The organism is Kitasatospora mediocidica KCTC 9733, assembly GCF_000744225.1.
In the GTDB taxonomy this organism is placed as follows: domain Bacteria; phylum Actinomycetota; class Actinomycetes; order Streptomycetales; family Streptomycetaceae; genus Kitasatospora; species Kitasatospora mediocidica.
Window position 1 is genome coordinate 1,893,431 of record NZ_JQLN01000005.1, and the last position, 15,584, is coordinate 1,909,014.

The window sequence follows — 15,584 nt, forward strand, 5'->3', positions numbered from 1 at the left end:
GCAGCTGGACGGCGCGGCTCGCTGCCCCAGCAGGATGCCGCAGACGGATGCCTCAGTGGGGGCTGAGGCTCAGTCGTCGTCGGTGCCGCTCAGGCGCCGGCCGATCTGGCGCAGCCCGTCGAGGTCGTGCACGTCGCCGGCCAGGGCCGGCACCTCGACGATCGGCACATCGGGATAGACCGAGACGAACCGGTCCCGGGTGCGGCGCTCACGGACCATCACTTCCATCCGCTCGGCGTGCAGTCGGAGCAGTCCGGCGGCCAGCACGTCGGCTTCGGCCTGCTCGGACTCGTGATCCGCGCCGTTCTCCTCCAGGCTCTGCGCCGCGGCGTGCGCGCGCTCGGCGGTCAGCTGCGGCGCGCCGGTGCCGTGCACCCGGTTGAGGACGAGTCCGGCCAGCGGCATCTCGTCCGCCGCCAGCCGGTCCACGAAGTACGCGGCCTCGCGCAGCGCGTCGCGTTCGGGCGCGGCGACGACCAGGAAGGCCGTGCCCTCGGCCTTGAGCAGCTGGTACGTCCGGTCGGCCCGCTCGCGGAAGCCGCCGAACATCGAGTCCATCGCGGCCACGAAGGTCTGCAGGTCGGTCAGCAGCTGACTGCCGAAGATCTTGCCGAGGGTGCCGGTCACCATGCCCACCCCGACGTTCAGGAACTTCATCGCGCCCCGGCCGCCGACCTTGGCCGGTGCCATCAGGACCCGGATGATCCGGCCGTCGAGGAACGAGCCGAGCCGGCTGGGCGCGTCCAGGAAGTCCAGCGCCGAGCGGGAGGGCGGGGTGTCGACCACGATCAGGTCCCAGGTGCCGGTGGCCCGCAGCTGGCCGAGCTTCTCCATCGCCATGTACTCCTGCGTCCCCGCGAACCCGGCCGAGAGCGACTGGTAGAACGGGTTCTCCAGGATCGCCTTGGCGCGCTCGGGATCGGCGTGCGCGATCACCACCTCGTCGAAGGTGCGCTTCATGTCGAGCATCATGGCGTGCAGCTCGCCGGGACCGTCCGGGCCGGCCGCGCCCTTGACCGGGCGCGGGGTGTTGTCCAGCTCGGTCAGGCCCATCGACTGGGCCAGCCGGCGGGCCGGGTCGATGGTCAGCACCACCGTGCGCCGTCCGCGTTCGGCCGCGCGCAGGCCGATCGCGGCGGCGGTGGTGGTCTTGCCGACCCCGCCGGAGCCGCAGCAGACGATGATCCTGGTCCGCGGGTCATCGATCAGCCGGTCGACGGAGAGGTCTCGCTCGCTGGTCATGCCGCCCCCTGTGCCTTCAGCTCGCCCGCCAGCCGGTACAGCCCGCCCAGGTCCACCCCGCCGCTGAGCAGTGGCAGTTCGTAGGACGGCAGCCCCAGTTCGGCCAGGTCCGCGCGCTGCTCGTGCTCCAGGGTCACCCGCTCGGCGTGCTCGCGGGCCTGGTCGAGCAGCGGGTCGAGCAGCGGCTCCACGGCGGCCCGGCGGGTCGCCGCCGTCCGGGACCGGCCGCCGAGGCCGGCCTCCACCAGCGCGAGCGCCACCTCCTCGCGGTGGTCGCCGTGCGCGGCGGCCACCGCGGCGGCGTCCAGGACCGGCGGCCGCACCATGTTGACCATGACCCCGCCGACCGGCAGGCCGGCCGCCCGCAGCTCGGTGAAACCGTCCACGGTCTCCTGGACCGGCATCTCCTCCAGCAGCGTGACCAGGTGCACCGCCGTCTCCGGCGACTTCAGCACGCCCATCACGGCCTGGGCCTGGCTGTATATCGGCCCGAACCGGGCCAGCCCGGCCACCTCGGAGTTGACGTTCAGGAACCGGGTGAGCCGCCCGGTCGGCGGCGCGTCCATCACGACCGCGTCGTACGCCCGGCGCCCGTCCGGCCCCTTGCGCCGGGCCGCCTCGCAGGCCTTGCCGGTGAGCAGGACGTCCCGGACGCCCGGGGCGATGGTGGTGGCGAAGTCGACGAAGCCGACCTTCTGCAGCGCTTTCCCGGCCCGGCCGAGCTTGTAGAACATGTCGAGGTACTCGAGCAGCGCCTGTTCGGTGTCGATGGCCAGCGCGAACACCTCGCCCGTGCCGCTACCCGTGCCGCGGGCCCGGCTGGGCGGCCCGAACCGGCCCGTTGCGACGGCGGCGACCTTGCGCTCCTCGTACGGCAGCGCGGAGATGCCGAAGAGTTCGGCGATGCCCTGCCGGCCCTCGACCTCGATCAGCAGCGTGCGCCGCCCCTCGGCGGCCAGCGCCAGCGCCAGCGCGGCGGCGACGGTGGTCTTTCCGGTGCCGCCCTTGCCGCTGACCACGTGCAGGCGGACGCCCTCCCAGTCGGGGCCGCCGCGCGCGTCGCCGGGCTCCTCCGTACCTGCCACGCTCCGTCTCCGTCCGCTGCTGGCTCGACCGCTTGGCTCTCGGGGACCGGGCCCCTCCTCGCGAGGGTAACCAGCACCCGGGCCGGATGCCGGGAGCATCCGGGTGACGACGGGCATTCTTGCCCGCTTTGTGTCCCACCTCACATCGCCTCAGGGGGCTCGGCAACCGTCTAGAGTCACCCTCATGACCAAGTGGGAATACGTAACCGTGCCGCTGCTCGTCCACGCCACGAAGCAGATTCTGGACACCTGGGGCGAGGACGGCTGGGAGCTGGTCCAGGTCGTTCCCGGACCGAACAACCCCGAGCAGCTGGTGGCTTACCTCAAGCGCGAGAAGGGTGCCCAGGCATGAGCAAGGTCGAGAGCAAGCTGGCCGAGCTCGGCCTGACCCTGCCCGAGGTGGCGCCGCCGTTGGCCGCGTACGTGCCGGCGGTCCGTGCGGGCGAGTTCGTCTTCACCTCCGGCCAGCTGCCGCTGGTGGCGGGCAAGCTGCAGAACAGCGGCAAGGTGGGCGCCGAGGTCACCGCCGAGGAGGCCAAGGAGCTGGCGCAGCTCTGCGCGCTCAACGCGCTGGCCGCCGTGAAGTCCGTGATCGGTGACCTGGACCTGATCGAGCAGGTCGTCAAGGTGGTCGGCTTCGTCGCCTCCGCCCCCGACTTCACCGGGCAGCCGGGCGTCGTCAACGGCGCCAGCGAGCTGCTCGGCCAGGCACTCGGCGCGGCGGGCGTGCATGCCCGTAGCGCGGTGGGCGTCGCGGTGCTGCCGCTGGACGCGCCGGTCGAGGTCGAGATCCAGGTCCGCGTCCGCGGCTGAGGGTCCACTCCGGGACAGGTCCGGAAGTGATCGGGTCTGTTCAGAGCCGTGCCCGGGTGCATAGCATCCGGGCATGGCTGCGCACCTCTCCGGCTCGACTCCGGCCGCCCCCTCGATGCCGCCCGGCTGGCCCGCCCGGATCCGGGCGCTGGCCGCGGGCGAGCTGATCCCGCCCGTGCCGAAGCCGTCGGCCACCGTGGTGCTGCTGCGGGACGCCGCCGACGGGCCGCAGGCGTACCTGCTGCGCCGCCGGACGTCGATGGCGTTCGCGGCCGGGATGTACGCCTACCCGGGCGGCGGGGTCGACCCCCGGGACGCCGAGGCCGCGCCCGCGTGGGCCGGCCCGAGCCCGGACGCCTGGGCGGCCCGGCTGGGCGTGGACCGGGCGACGGCGCAGGCGGTGGTCTGCGCGGCGGTCCGGGAGACCTTCGAGGAGGCCGGCGTGCTGCTGGCCGGCCCGGACGAGCGGACCATCGCCCCGGCGCGGGACTGGAGCGCCGAACGCGCCGCGCTGGAAGCCCATGAGCTCTCCTTCGCCGAGTTCTGCCGTGACAACGCCCTGGTGCTGCGCAGCGACCTGCTGGGCGGCTGGGCCCGCTGGGTGACCCCGGCCTTCGAGGACCGGCGCTACGACACCTGGTTCTTCGTCGCCGCGCTGCCGCCCGGCCAGCAGGCCGCGGACGAGGTCGGCGAGGCGGACCGGGTGGCCTGGCTGACCCCGGCCGAGGCGGTCCGCGGCTGTGCCGAGGGCCGGTACGGCATGCTCCCGCCGACGCTGTCGGTGCTGCGCGAGCTGCTGACGGTCCGTACGGCGCGCGAGGCGCTCGACGCGTCGGTGGCCCGCGATCTGGCTCCCGTCCTCGGCACGGCCGAGCTGTCGGGTGATCGAATGACCGTCCGATGGTCAGGGTATGAAGAGCTGACCATCGATGGCAGCTATCCCGAGGAAGGACCTCCAACCGATGATCCACAATGACGTGGCTCGCCGTACGGTGCGTGCACTCCACGCCCGCAGCCTGGACGCCCGGCGCACGCCGGGCCGTCGGCTCTGCCGCGAGGCCGTGGTCGGTGCGACCGACCCGACCTGGCGCCCGTTGGTCCGCTCCCTCGCTCCCCGCCCGCTGGCCCGGCGTACCGAAGGCGGACGCCTGGACGAACTCGAAGGCACGCAGTGACCGGTCTGCTTCCCGGTGACCCCGCCGACACCGTCGGCGGGGCCGCCACACCCAGGGCGCACTGCGTCCTGGCCCCCAACCCGTCCCCGATGACCCTGGACGGGACCAACACCTGGCTGCTCGCCGAGCCCGGCTCGGACCGGGCCGTGGTGATCGACCCGGGACCGCTGGACGAGGGCCACCTGCGCCGGGTGATCGAGATCGCCGAGCAGCAGGGCCGACGGGTCGCGCTGACCCTGCTCACGCACGGCCACGCCGACCACGCCGAGGGCGCCGCCCGGTTCGCCGAGCTGACCGGCACCGAGGTCCGGGCGCTCGACCCGGCACACCGGCTCGGCGGCGAGGGCCTGCACGGCGGCCAGGTGATCGAGGTCGGCGGCCTGGAGCTGCGGGTCGTCGCCACCCCCGGGCACACCTCGGACTCGCTCACCTTCCACCTGCCGGCCGACGGCGCGATCCTCACCGGGGACACCGTGCTGGGGCGGGGGACCACGATGGTCGCCCACCCGGACGGCCTGCTCGGGGACTACCTCGACTCGCTGCGGCGGCTGCGCGCGCTGGCCGCCGAACACGGGGTGCGGACGGTGCTGCCCGGACACGGGCCGGTGCTGGGCGACGCGCTGGGCGGGGTCGAGTACTACCTGGCGCACCGGGCCGGGCGCCTGGCCCAGGTGGAGACCGCGGTGGAGGCCGGCTGCCGTACCGCCGAACAGGTGGTGGCGCGGGTCTACGCCGACGTGGACCGGGCGCTCTGGCCGGCCGCCGAGCTCTCCGTGCGGGCCCAGCTGCGATACCTCGAGGACCACGGACTCATCTGAGTCCGTGGTCCCGGTGGAGCGGGGTGCTCAGCGCGAGCGGCGGGAGAGTCGCTCGACGTCCATCAGGACGACGGCGCGGGCCTCCAGCTTGAGCCAGCCGCGGCCGGCGAAGTCGGCCAGCGCCTTGTTGACCGTCTCGCGGGAGGCACCGACCAGCTGGGCCAGCTCCTCCTGGGTGAGGTCGTGGGCGACGTGGATGCCCTCCTCCGACTGCACGCCGAAGCGGCGCGAGAGGTCGAGCAGTGCCTTGGCGACCCGGCCGGGGACGTCCGAGAAGACCAGGTCGGACATCACGTCGTTGGTCCGGCGCAGGCGGCGCGCGATGGCGCGCAGCAGGGCGATCGAGACCTCCGGACGGGCGTGCAGCCAGGGCTGCAGGTCGCCGTGGCCCAGGCCCAGCAGCTTGACCTCGGTCAGCGCGCTGGCGGTGGCCGTGCGGGGTCCGGGGTCGAACAGCGAGAGCTCGCCGATCATCTCGCTGGGGCCGAGCACCGCGAGCATGTTCTCGCGACCGTCCGGCGAGGCGCGGTGCAGCTTGACCTTGCCCTCGGCGACCACGTAGAGCCGGTCGCCCGGGTCGCCCTCGTGGAAGAGCGACTCACCACGGGCGAGGGTGACCTCGGTCATGGAAGCGCGCAGCTCGCCGGCCTGTTCGTCGTCGAGAGCCGCGAAGAGCGCGGCCCGCCGCAGAACGTCGTCCACGTGCTTCCTCCTTCTCGGCCGTCCCGTGGCTGGTCACGGACGGCGCAAGTGCTTGCTGTTCCCCATCATGCCGGACGCACAAACAATGCGATCTATCACTAAGAATGACGCATGCTTCTCAGATCATATGAGGAGGGGTGCGGTCCCGGGGCTGCGTACGCAGCCATTCGTACGCCGGGATACCCCTGTGGGGCCTCCCTCGGAGGCCCCTGTCACCCGCCCACCTCCAGGTAGGCGAGGACCGCCAGCACCCGGCGGTGGTCCTCCTCGGAGGGCGGCAGGTCGAGCTTCAGGAAGATGTTGGCGGTGTGCTTCTTGATCGCCCGTTCCGTGATCACCATCCGCTCGGCGATCGCCCCGTTCGAGCGGCCCTCGGCCATCAGCTCCAGCACCTCGCGCTCGCGGGGGGTCAGCCGGGAGAGCGGGCCGTTGCCGCGCTCCGCGCCGGTCACCAGCTTGGCGATCACCTGCGGGTCGATCGCGGTGCCGCCCGAGGCGACCCGGCGGACCGTCTCGACGAACTGGTCGGGGTCGAAGACCCGGTCCTTCAGCAGGTAGCCGATGGCGCCGCTGCCGTCCGCCAGCAGCTCCTTGGCGTAGAGCCGCTCGACGTACTGGGAGAGCACCAGCACCGGCAGACCGGGGATCTGCCGGCGGGCCTCCAACGCGGCCTGCAGGCCCTCGTCGGTGAACGTCGGGGGCAGTCGCACGTCGACGACCGCCACATCCGGACGTTGCTCCAACAGGGCCTGCAGCAGATCGGGTCCGGTGTCCACCGCGGCGACGATCTCGAAGTCGTACGCCTGGAGCATTCGGACCAGGCCGTCCCTCAGGAGGAAGAGGTCTTCGGCGAGAACAACGCGCACGGCAGCTCCATGGTCAGCGTCGTGGGGCCGCCGATCGGGCTGTTGACGGCCAGGACTCCGTCGAAGGTAGCAAGCCGGCGCTCCAGGCCGCGCAGTCCGGTGCCCCGCGACGGGTCTGCTCCGCCGATCCCGTCGTCGGTCACCTGGGCGCGCAGCTTGCCGTCGCCGTACCAGAGTTGGACGTCGACCCGGGCGGCGTCGGCGTGCTTGGCGGCGTTGGTCAGGGCCTCCGAGACCGCGAAGTACAGGGCGGACTCGACGGGGGCCTCGGGGCGGCCGGCCAGGTCGGCCGAGACCGTCACGTCCAGCGGGCTGTCCAGGCCCAACGCCCGTACGGCGTCGGCCAGTCCGCGATCGGCCAGGACCGGCGGGTGGATGCCGCGGACCAGGTCGCGCAGCTCGTTCAGGGCCGAGGCGGAGGCCTCCCGGGTCTCCACCAGCAGGGCGCGGACGGCCTCCGGGTCACGCTCCAACAGCCGCTCGGCCACGCCCAGGTTCATCCCCATCGCGACCAGCCGAGCCTGCGCACCGTCGTGCAGATCCCTTTCGATGCGGCGCAGTTCGGCGGCCTGGGTGGTCAGCGCGTCGTGCCGCGTCTCGGTGAGGTGACGCACCTTCAGCGCGGCGGCGCTGGCGGCGGTCGGGCCGAGCAGGCTCTGGGCGAACCGGGCGTGCAGCCGCAGCAGGGCCGGGCCGGACAGCGCGCCGGCCAGCACGATCGGTACGCCCAGGGCGGCCGCCGCGAAGGCGCTGCCGGAGCCGGTCACCTTGACCATCAAGTACCAGTCGTTGCCGCCGTTCTGGGTGATGCTGTGCCAGAGCATCGGCATCAGCAGGCCGAACAGGCCGTAGCCGACCAGGGCCAGCGGCAGCAGTGCCAGGACCAGCCCGACCACCGGGTTGACCAGCATCCAGGCCATGTCGCGCCAGGTCGCCCGGTCGGTGAGCACCCACTGGCAACGCTCCCACCAGCCCTTGAGGCCGCCGGAGAAGGCCGGGCGGGGCAGGTAGGGGGAGGCGATCGGGACGCCCGACCAGTCACGGGAGAGCCGCCGGGTCAGGTCGGCGGTGCCGCGCATCGCCGCCGCCATCGGCGGGACCAGGAAGAGGCCGATGCCGGCTCCCAGCAGGCCCATCGCGGTGATCAGCAGGGACAGCAGCGCCACCTCCGCCACCGCGACCCCGGCCAGCACCGCTCCCCGTCCGACCGCGGTCAGCCCGCCGCCGATCCGCGAACCCGCCGCGCCACCGTGGCTGATGTCCATGCTCATGTGTCGGTCCCCTTTTCCCCGGCCGCTCGGCCTGGATGACTACCCGTCGATTTCTTCTGCTACTCAGCTTGCCGCTGTTGCGATCGCCGATCACTGGGCCCTGGACCCCTCTTGGCGGTACCTGGGTACACCCCCGCAGACACCCCCCAAGACCATGTCGCGGGCGGGTGGCCGCGGCCTAGCGTTCTGGGTGTCAGCAGCGGGGCCGGGCCGGGAACGGCGGGCCCGCTCCAGCGCCCTGCGCGTCGCCACCGGGAGTCCACGATGACCGCTCGAACCCGCCGCACCGGATCCGTCCTCAGCCCGCTCGGCCTCGCCGTGCTGCTGCTCACCGCCCTGACCGTGTTGGTGTGCACCCTGACACCCGCCTACGCCGCCGGGCCGGCCGGTGGGCCGGCCGCCGCGGCCGCCGCGGCGCCGGATCCGACGAACGCCGCCCAGGTCCGCGCCCTGGTCGACGGCATCATCCCGAAACAGCTGGCGAAGTATCAAATCCCAGGTGCCGCAGTGGTGGTGGTGGCCGGCGGCCGGACCGTACTGGCGACCGGATACGGCGTCTCGAACGTTGCGAAGAAGACACCGGTGACCCAGGACACCGACTTCTTCATGGGGTCGGACGCCAAGGTCTTCACCTCCGTCGCGGTCCTCCAGCTGGTGCAGGAGGGGAAGTTGGACCTGAACGCGGACGTCAACAGGTACCTGACCGGCTTCAAGATCAAGGACAGCTACCCGGGCCACCCGGTCACCGCCGAGAACCTGCTCACCCACACCGCCGGCTTCGACGACACGTTCATGGGCCTGGCCGTCGCCCAGCCGCAGGACGCCGGATCGCTGGGCGCCAGTCTCGCCGCCCACCAGCCCGCCCGGGTCCGCCCGCCGGGAACCGCGACGGCCTACGACAACTACGGTGTGGCGCTGGCCGGATACCTGGTCGAGGTGATCTCCGGGGAGCCCTTCGACCGCTATCTGAGCGAGCATGTGCTCCAGCCGCTGGGCATGGACCGGACCAGCTTCAGCCAGGTCCACTCGGCAGCCGTCGACGCCGGCACGGCCCTGGGCTACCGGCCCGAGGGCGGCGGGCAGGTGGTGAACCAGGGCCAGTACGGTCCCTGGGCGCCGACCGGTTCGGGTGCCGTCACCACCGCCGCCGACATGGGCAGGTTCCTGCTCGCCCAGCTCCAGTCGGGCAGGCTCGGCGACCAGCGGATCCTCGATGCCGCGACGGCCCAGCTGATGCAGAGCCGGCACTTCGGCGTCGACCCCCGACTGCCCGGAATGGCCTACCTGTTGGAGCAGCGCGACCGCAACGGGCAGCAGCTGCTGGTCAAGGACGGCGACGTCCCCGGCTTCCACAGCAACCTCGCCCTGCTGCCGCAGCGCGGCGTCGGCGTCTACGTGACCTACAACGGTGACGGTGTCGACACCCACGCCTCGTACGCCACCGAGGAGTTGGTCAACGACTTCGTCGACCACTTCTACCCGGCCCCGGCCGCCGCGGCGCCGGTCGCCACGATCCCCGGTGACCTGGCCCGCTTCACCGGGGACTACCGCTCCACCCGCACCAGCCACAGCAACCTCACCAAGGCCGGTGCGCTGATGGGTTCGGTGCACGTGTCGGCCGGCGCCGACGGCGTGCTGACCACCACCGGACCGCTCAGCCGCAATCCGGACGAGGACGAGCAGCACTGGGTGCAGGTGCAGCCCGGCCTCTTCCAGCAGCAGGGCGGACAGGCCCGGATCGCCTTCGAGACCGACACCGACGGTCAGGTCACCGCGCTGCTCACCGACGCCGACCCGACCATCGAGTTCCAGCCGCTGGCCTGGTACCAGGCGCCCGGACTGCACCAGCAGGTGGCGCTCTACAGCCTCGGCCTGGTGCTGCTCAGCCTGCTCGGCTGGGTGCTCGGCGCGGTCGTCCGCTCGAAGCGCTCGAACGGCGCCGAGCGCCCGGCGGCGCCCCGGCTGGCCCGCCTGCTGGCCGGCTGCACCGGGCTGCTGATCGTCGGCGCGACGGGGATGTTCGCCTACCTGACCTCGGACTCCAACGCCTTCGACGAGACGCTCTTCCTCGGTGACTCGGGCCTGTTGAAGCTGGTGCCGGCGCTGCTGGCGGCGGCTCTGGTCGGCACCGCCGGGGTGCTGCTCTGCGCGGTCCTCGCCTGGTACCGGCGCTGGTGGGGCCTGGCCGGCCGGCTGCACTACACGGTGCTCGCGGTGGCGGCCCTGCTCTTCATGGTGGTGGCCGGCGGCTACAACCTGATCGGGACCTACCACGTGGTCGGCAGCCTGGACCTGATCGGGTGAGCCGCCGCCGGTAGTACCAGGGCCCCGGAGCATCGCTCCGGGGCCCACTGCCGTGGCCGGGCTCACGCGATCGCCCGCCAGGAGGTGCTGGGGACGTGCGGGACCTGCGGGGCGCGCTGCCAGGAGAGGGTGGGCCGGCCGCGCCGACCGGTCACCCGGGCGGGGGCCCGCCGGGCGCGGACGAGCAGGACGGCGCAGAGCGCGGCCAGCTCCTCGGGGGTGGGCGCGCCGTGCAGCACCCGGACGGCGGGCGCCGGCTCCTCGGTGGTCATCTGGTCCCCTTCGGGAGGTCGGGTGTCGGGTGATGCGAACGGCCCCGGCAACTGCGCCGGGGCCGTTCGGGTGGCTGGTTCGGGCGAGCGGGGTCGCCGGCGATCAGGCGCGGCGGGCGAGCAGGACGCGGTGCATCGGGGTGTCGATCAGCGCGACCCGGCGCAGCCCGGCGTCGGCCAGCCACTGGTCGTAGTCCTGGACGGTGAACGAGTCGCCGCCGCCGGTGGCCAGCATCGAGGCGGCGAACAGCCGGAAGAAGCGGTTCTGGGTGGAGCCGACGCCGCCGTCCTCGTCGACGATGTGGTCGGCGATCGCGATCACACCGTCCTCGGACAGCGACTTGGCCGACTTCAGCAGCAACTCCCGTGCGGACTCCGGGGTCTGCAGGTGGAAGATGTTGACGAAGAGCGCCAGGTCGACGCCGGTGCCCCAGTCGTCGTTCCAGAAGTCGCAGACCACCGGGTCGAAGCGGTCGGCCACGCCGAGCCGGGCGGCCTGCTCGGTGGCGATCGGGATGATCCGCTCGGCGTCCAGGCCGCGGGCCTGGAGCCCGGGGAACTCGTCCAGCAGCAGGTGGCTGTAGATGCCGGTGCCGCAGCCCACGTCCAGCAGCGTCGCCGCCTCGCCGTCGGTCCAGCCGAGCTCGCGCAGCCCGTCAGCGAGGGCGGAAGTGATCGGCGGGGCCCAGAAGTTGATGCCGCGCACCAGTGAGGTGTAGTCGCTCTCGGAGATCTGGTTGAGCTGCTGGGCACCGTCCTCGCCGCGGGCGCCGGAGCGCACCGCGTCGGCCAGGTTGCGCCAGGCGTGCCAGGCGACGTTGCGGTCGTGGCCGATCTTGCCGGCCAGGCTGTAGAGGCCGTCGGGGGCGAACACCTGGTGCAGCTCGGCGGGGAGCGTGTAGACGGCCTGGCCGTCCGCGCCGCGGCTGCGCTCGACCACGTCATAGGCGTAGAGGCCGTCCAGCAGCACCCGGGTGGCCCGCAGGTCGGTGCCGAGCAGCTCGGACAGCCCGGACGCGGTGGCCGGTGCGACGGTGAGCGCGGCGAACGCGCCCAGGTCCTGGGCGGCCTCGATGACGCCGGTGGCCCACATGCCGATCAGGTGCTCGTAGAGCCGGTGCGCGGCGCGGATCTCGCCGGTGGGGGAGGGCAGCAGCTCGGTGTCGACCAGCGGGGTGAGGTTGCGGGAGGCGTTCAGGGCGGGAACGGTCATGGCGCGGTTTCTCCTTGGCGAGGTAGTGAGCGGTGGGGTTTCACAGGACGATGCCGCCGTCGATCTGCAGGACCGAGCCGGTCACGTACGCGGCGCGGTCGGAGGCGAGGTAGGAGATCGCCTCGGCGACTTCGTCGGCGGTGCCGAAGCGCCCGAGCGGGATGCTCTGCAGGGCGCCGGCCCGCTGCTTGCCGTCCAGGACGGCCGTCATATCGGTTTCGATCATGCCGGGGGCGACCGCGTTGACCCGGATCCGGTAGCGGCCGACCTCCTTGGCCAGCGCCCGGGTCAGCGCGATGATCCCGGCCTTGGAGGCCGCGTAGTTGCTCTGGCCCGGGTTGCCGTACACCCCGGAGACCGAGGAGAGGGTGACGATCGAGCCGGACTTGCGCTTGATCATCGGGAACAGCACGGCCCGGCAGAGGTGCGCCGTGCCGCTGAGGTTGGTGTCCTGCACCTGCTGCCAGTCGTCGTCGGACATCAGCAGCAGCGGCTTGTCCCGGGTGATCCCGGCGCTGGCCACCGCGACCGTGATCGGGCCGAGTTCGGCCTCGGTGCGGGCCACCCAGGCGCGGACCGCCTCCGGGTCGCTGATCTCCAGCCGGTCGGCGAGGAACCGGACGCCCAGTACGGCGAGTTCCTTGCCGAGCAGGTTCGCCGACTCGTCGTCGGCGCGGTAGCAGAAACTGATGTCGAAGCCGTCCGCCGCCAGCCGCAACGCGGCCGCCCGGCCGATGCCGCGCGAGCCGCCGCTGATCAGGGCGACTCCCGGTCCGTCGGTCGTGGTCATCGGACACCTCCCCGCAGGCGCAGCACGGCGCAGGCGACCACGCCGTCGCGGTCCATCGAGGTGATGGCCGCGAGGCGTCCGGCCGCCAGCGGGTCCTGGTCGGCCAACGCGAGCACGGTCGCGACCTGGAAGACCGCCGAGGCGGCGGCGGTGTCGCCGATCAGCTCGTGCGGCGCCACCCGGCCGGTGGCCGCGGCGCCGAAGATCTCCACCAGCTCGGCGGTGCCGCGCCGCCCGGACGCTCCCGGCAGGCCGCTCACGACGGCCGCCCAGAACTCCTCGGGCCGGGCGCCCGCCTGGGCCAGCGCCTCGCGCACACAGCTCCCCAGCGCTTGGGCCGGATCCTCCTCGGTGTCCACCCGCACTTCCAGGGACAGCAGTTCGGCCAGTACCCGGCGCCCCTCGGGCACCGTGGCGGACGGTTCCAGGAGCAGCACCGCGCTGCCCTCGCCGAGCGGAGTACCGCCCTCGCCGTCGGCCGCCGGGATCCGGGTGCTCTGCTCCAGCCAGGCACGGGTGCTGGAGTAGTCCTCCACCGCGCCGACCAGGGCGCGTTCGGCACGGCCCGCGGCGAGCAGCCGGCGGGCGTAGCCGAGCGCCAGCAGGCCGGCGGCCCGGCCGCCCGCCACCGTGGTGTTGGGGCCCTTCAGGTCGAAACGGATGGCGGTGGCCGCGGCCGGACCGTTCATCAGCACGTTCGGCATCAGCTGGGCCGGTACGTCGTAGGGCTTCTGGCCCTCGAAGGAGGCCCGGCTGAACTCGCCGGAGCTCTGCGCGCTGCCGACCGTGGTGCCGAGCACCAGGGCGGTGCCGGTGCCGGTGGCCACCGGGCACCGGTCGGCCACCGCCTCGTCGAGCAGTTCGCGCACCGCGGTGACGGCCAGCCCGGTGGACCGGTCCCAGGTCCGGGTGCCCGCCTTGCCGAGCACCTCCCGGACCGCGAACCCGGGGACCAGGCAGGCCGGTTCGTCCGTCGGGTGGAAGGCGTCCGGCTCCGGAACGGTGGCGGTCGGGCGCCCCGCGAGGACGCCGTCCGCGAAGGCCGTGCGGCCGATGCCGAAGGCGGAGACAGCGGACCAGGCGGTGATGACGGGGCGATCCCGACGGATCGCGGTCGTACTCATGAGGCCGGCTCCTTCTGGTTGCCGTGCGGTGCGAACTGCTCGTCGAAGTGGCCGAGGACGACGGAGGCGTTGTTGCCGCCGAAGGCCAGGCCGTTGTTGACCACGACCCGCAGGCGGGCCGGTACCGACTCGTTGGGCACGCAGTCGATCGGGCACTGCGGATCGGTCGTGCGGTGGTTGACGGTGGGCGGGATGAACCCGTGGGCCAGCGCGAGCGCGGAGGCTGCGGCGCCCAGCGCGCTGGCCGCGCCCATCGAGTGGCCGAGCATGGACTTCAGCGCCACCACGCGCGGCGGCGTGTCGCCGAAGACCTCGCGGATCGCCCGGGTCTCGGTGATGTCGTTGGTCTTGGTCCCGGTGCCGTGGGCGGAGACCAGGTCCACCTCCGCCGGCTTGACCCCCGCGTCGGCGAGCGCGAGCTCCATGCAGCGGCCGACGCTGGCCTGGTCGGGCGCGGTCGGGTGGTGCGCGTCGCAGTTGAGCCCGTAGCCGAGCAGCTCGGCGTAGATCCGGGCGCCGCGCCGCAGCGCCGACTCCAGGGTCTCCAGGACGAGCACGCCGGCGCCCTCCGCGGTGAGCAGGCCCTCGCGGTCGGCGTCGAACGGGCGGCAGCGGTCCGGGGAGACCAGGCCGAGCCGGGAGAACCCGGCGAAGGTCCGGCGGCAGATCGCGTCCGAGCCGCCGACCAGGGCGAAGTCCACCTCGCCCGAGCGGACCGCGTCGAAGCCGTCCCCGATCGCGTAGTTGCCCGCCGCGCAGGCGGTGCCGAGGACCGCGGGCGTCACCCGGGACAGCCGCAACTCCTTGGCCACCGCCACCGCCAGCCGGTGCGCCGGCAGCCGGCCGGCCGCCACCGGGTCGGTCCGCCCGGTGCCCTCCGCCAGCGCCGCCTCCACCAGGTCGTCGAGCTCGCTCGACTCGCCGTCGGTGGTGCCGATGGTGATCATGCCGCGCAGCGCGCCGAGTTGCTCCGGCTCCACGCCGGCGTCCTCGACCGCCATCCGGGCGGCGGCGACGGCGAACCGGGTGGCCCGCCCGAGCTGCTCGACGGGTGTGCGGTGGATCCAGCGGGCCGGGTCGAAGCCGGTGACCTCGTGGCCCAGCGTGTGCGGGAACCCGGTGGTGTCGAACTTGGTGATCGGGCCGGCCCCGCACTCCCCGGCGCGCAGCGCCCGGGTGAACTCCTCGACGCCGGTGCCGATGCTGGACAGGACGCCCAGCCCGGTCAGGACCACCCGGTGGTGGCCCGCCGCGGTGTGGCTCTGCGGACCCGCTGACGGCAGGTCGTCCGTTCCTGGTCCGGTCATCGCGCGGCCGCCCGGGAGAGCACCTCGAGGACGGCCTCCAGGCTGATCATGTGGTGCAGCTCGTCCTGCTGGATGGTCACGCCGAAGGCCTTCTCCAGGCTGGCCAGGACCTCGATGGCGCTGAGCGAGTCGGCGCCGTAGTCCTCGATGAAGAGGCCGGTGAGGGTGAGCTCCTCGGCCTCCAGGTCGAGGGCGTCGGCGATGATCTCGCGGACCTTGTCCACGTCGGCGGCGGTGGTGGCGCTCATGGCAGTGCTCCTTGCTCTTGCTCGGTCGGGGAGGGGTTCTTCGGCGGTGCTCGGGGGGCGAGGCCCTGGAGTGCTCGGTGCTGCGGTTCAGGCGGCCGCGTCGATCAGGCTCTGCGGGCGCATGTCGGTCCAGTGGGTCTCGATGTGGGCCAGCGCCTGTTCGCGGCTGCCCTCGGGCTTGACGACCGTCCAGCCGCCCGGGACCTCGGCGAAGGCCGGCCAGATGCAGTGCTGGTTCTCGTGGTTCGCCAGCACCAGAAAGGTTCCGGTCTCGTCGTCGAAGGGGTTGCTCATGGCCTTCTCAATTCCTGTCGAATGGTCGGGAAGAGGGTGTGCGGATCCGCCCTGGAATTC

Annotated in this window: 18 protein-coding genes; 6 read left to right on the forward strand and 12 right to left on the reverse strand. The window is 73.0% G+C overall.

The features are described from left to right. Window positions 1-69: 69 nt before the first annotated feature. Together BS80_RS22390 and BS80_RS22395 are read right to left on the reverse strand one after the other, a co-directional pair. Window positions 70-1,242, reverse strand: a complete 1,173-nt coding sequence (locus tag BS80_RS22390) for an ArsA family ATPase (protein WP_035799999.1) — start codon at window positions 1,240-1,242, stop codon at window positions 70-72. Further along, complete coding sequence (locus BS80_RS22395; RefSeq protein WP_051966912.1) at window positions 1,239-2,327, reverse strand: ArsA-related P-loop ATPase; 1,089 nt, start codon at window positions 2,325-2,327, stop codon at window positions 1,239-1,241. The genes BS80_RS22390 and BS80_RS22395 overlap by 4 nt, the downstream gene beginning before the upstream one ends. A gap of 184 nt (window positions 2,328-2,511) precedes the next feature. Between BS80_RS22395 and BS80_RS40985 the strand changes: the two genes are divergently transcribed. From BS80_RS40985 to BS80_RS22415, 5 genes are all read left to right on the forward strand, one after another. Then, the gene (locus BS80_RS40985) at window positions 2,512-2,679 is read left to right on the forward strand and encodes a DUF4177 domain-containing protein (protein ID WP_157536478.1); all 168 of its coding nucleotides are present in this window, start codon (window positions 2,512-2,514) and stop codon (window positions 2,677-2,679) included. Further along, window positions 2,676-3,140: a RidA family protein gene (locus tag BS80_RS22400; protein ID WP_035800001.1), complete on the forward strand. Its 465-nt coding sequence runs from the start codon at window positions 2,676-2,678 to the stop codon at window positions 3,138-3,140. The genes BS80_RS40985 and BS80_RS22400 overlap by 4 nt, the downstream gene beginning before the upstream one ends. A 73-nt stretch (window positions 3,141-3,213) precedes the next feature. After that, window positions 3,214-4,116: an NUDIX hydrolase gene (locus BS80_RS22405; RefSeq protein WP_051966913.1), complete on the forward strand. Its 903-nt coding sequence runs from the start codon at window positions 3,214-3,216 to the stop codon at window positions 4,114-4,116. After that, a complete protein-coding gene (locus BS80_RS22410; protein ID WP_157536480.1) occupies window positions 4,103-4,315 on the forward strand; it encodes a hypothetical protein in 213 nt (70 codons plus the stop codon). The genes BS80_RS22405 and BS80_RS22410 overlap by 14 nt, the downstream gene beginning before the upstream one ends. Next, window positions 4,312-5,133 carry an MBL fold metallo-hydrolase gene (locus tag BS80_RS22415; RefSeq protein WP_035800003.1) on the forward strand — a complete coding sequence of 274 codons (822 nt, stop codon included), beginning with the start codon at window positions 4,312-4,314 and terminating at the stop codon, window positions 5,131-5,133. The genes BS80_RS22410 and BS80_RS22415 overlap by 4 nt, the downstream gene beginning before the upstream one ends. A 27-nt stretch (window positions 5,134-5,160) precedes the next feature. Here the strand turns inward: BS80_RS22415 and BS80_RS22420 are convergent, their stop codons facing one another. The 3 genes from BS80_RS22420 to BS80_RS22430 form a co-directional block, all read right to left on the reverse strand. Continuing rightward, on the reverse strand, window positions 5,161-5,835 hold the full coding sequence (locus BS80_RS22420) for a Crp/Fnr family transcriptional regulator (RefSeq protein WP_030240972.1): 675 nt from the start codon (window positions 5,833-5,835) through the stop codon (window positions 5,161-5,163). 212 nt (window positions 5,836-6,047) lie between these two features. Further along, window positions 6,048-6,701 (reverse strand): LuxR C-terminal-related transcriptional regulator, encoded by a 654-nt coding sequence (locus BS80_RS22425; RefSeq protein ID WP_083975059.1) that lies wholly within the window; start codon window positions 6,699-6,701, stop codon window positions 6,048-6,050. After that, window positions 6,665-7,972, reverse strand: a complete 1,308-nt coding sequence (locus tag BS80_RS22430) for a sensor histidine kinase (protein WP_083975060.1) — start codon at window positions 7,970-7,972, stop codon at window positions 6,665-6,667. Before BS80_RS22430 ends, BS80_RS22425 begins: the two co-directional genes overlap by 37 nt. Before the next feature lie 264 nt (window positions 7,973-8,236). Here BS80_RS22430 and BS80_RS22435 point away from each other — a divergent pair, with 264 nt between their 5' ends. Continuing rightward, window positions 8,237-10,276 (forward strand): serine hydrolase domain-containing protein, encoded by a 2,040-nt coding sequence (locus BS80_RS22435; RefSeq protein WP_051966914.1) that lies wholly within the window; start codon window positions 8,237-8,239, stop codon window positions 10,274-10,276. A 62-nt stretch (window positions 10,277-10,338) separates the two neighbouring features. On the opposite strand, the gene BS80_RS22440 is transcribed toward BS80_RS22435, so the two are convergent. The 7 genes from BS80_RS22440 to BS80_RS22470 all read right to left on the reverse strand — a co-directional run bounded on the left by BS80_RS22440 (window position 10,339) and on the right by BS80_RS22470 (window position 15,524). After that, window positions 10,339-10,548, reverse strand: a complete 210-nt coding sequence (locus BS80_RS22440) for an acyl-CoA carboxylase subunit epsilon (RefSeq protein ID WP_035800009.1) — start codon at window positions 10,546-10,548, stop codon at window positions 10,339-10,341. Window positions 10,549-10,651: 103 nt separating this feature from the next. Beyond that, on the reverse strand, window positions 10,652-11,761 hold the full coding sequence (locus tag BS80_RS22445; protein ID WP_035800010.1) for a class I SAM-dependent methyltransferase: 1,110 nt from the start codon (window positions 11,759-11,761) through the stop codon (window positions 10,652-10,654). A 40-nt stretch (window positions 11,762-11,801) separates the two neighbouring features. Next, entirely contained in the window at window positions 11,802-12,551 is a 750-nt protein-coding gene (gene fabG / locus BS80_RS22450) for a 3-oxoacyl-ACP reductase FabG (protein ID WP_035800012.1), read from the reverse strand. Next, on the reverse strand, window positions 12,548-13,675 hold the full coding sequence (locus BS80_RS22455; protein ID WP_035800015.1) for a beta-ketoacyl synthase N-terminal-like domain-containing protein: 1,128 nt from the start codon (window positions 13,673-13,675) through the stop codon (window positions 12,548-12,550). Before BS80_RS22455 ends, fabG begins: the two co-directional genes overlap by 4 nt. After that, complete coding sequence (locus BS80_RS22460) at window positions 13,672-14,982, reverse strand: beta-ketoacyl-[acyl-carrier-protein] synthase family protein (RefSeq protein ID WP_035800018.1); 1,311 nt, start codon at window positions 14,980-14,982, stop codon at window positions 13,672-13,674. The genes BS80_RS22455 and BS80_RS22460 overlap by 4 nt, the downstream gene beginning before the upstream one ends. Beyond that, window positions 14,979-15,230: an acyl carrier protein gene (locus tag BS80_RS22465; RefSeq protein WP_035800021.1), complete on the reverse strand. Its 252-nt coding sequence runs from the start codon at window positions 15,228-15,230 to the stop codon at window positions 14,979-14,981. The genes BS80_RS22460 and BS80_RS22465 overlap by 4 nt, the downstream gene beginning before the upstream one ends. 87 nt (window positions 15,231-15,317) lie before the next feature. Further along, window positions 15,318-15,524, reverse strand: coding sequence for an MbtH family protein (locus BS80_RS22470; protein WP_035800023.1), 207 nt, complete (start codon window positions 15,522-15,524; stop codon window positions 15,318-15,320). Window positions 15,525-15,584 lie beyond the last annotated feature (60 nt).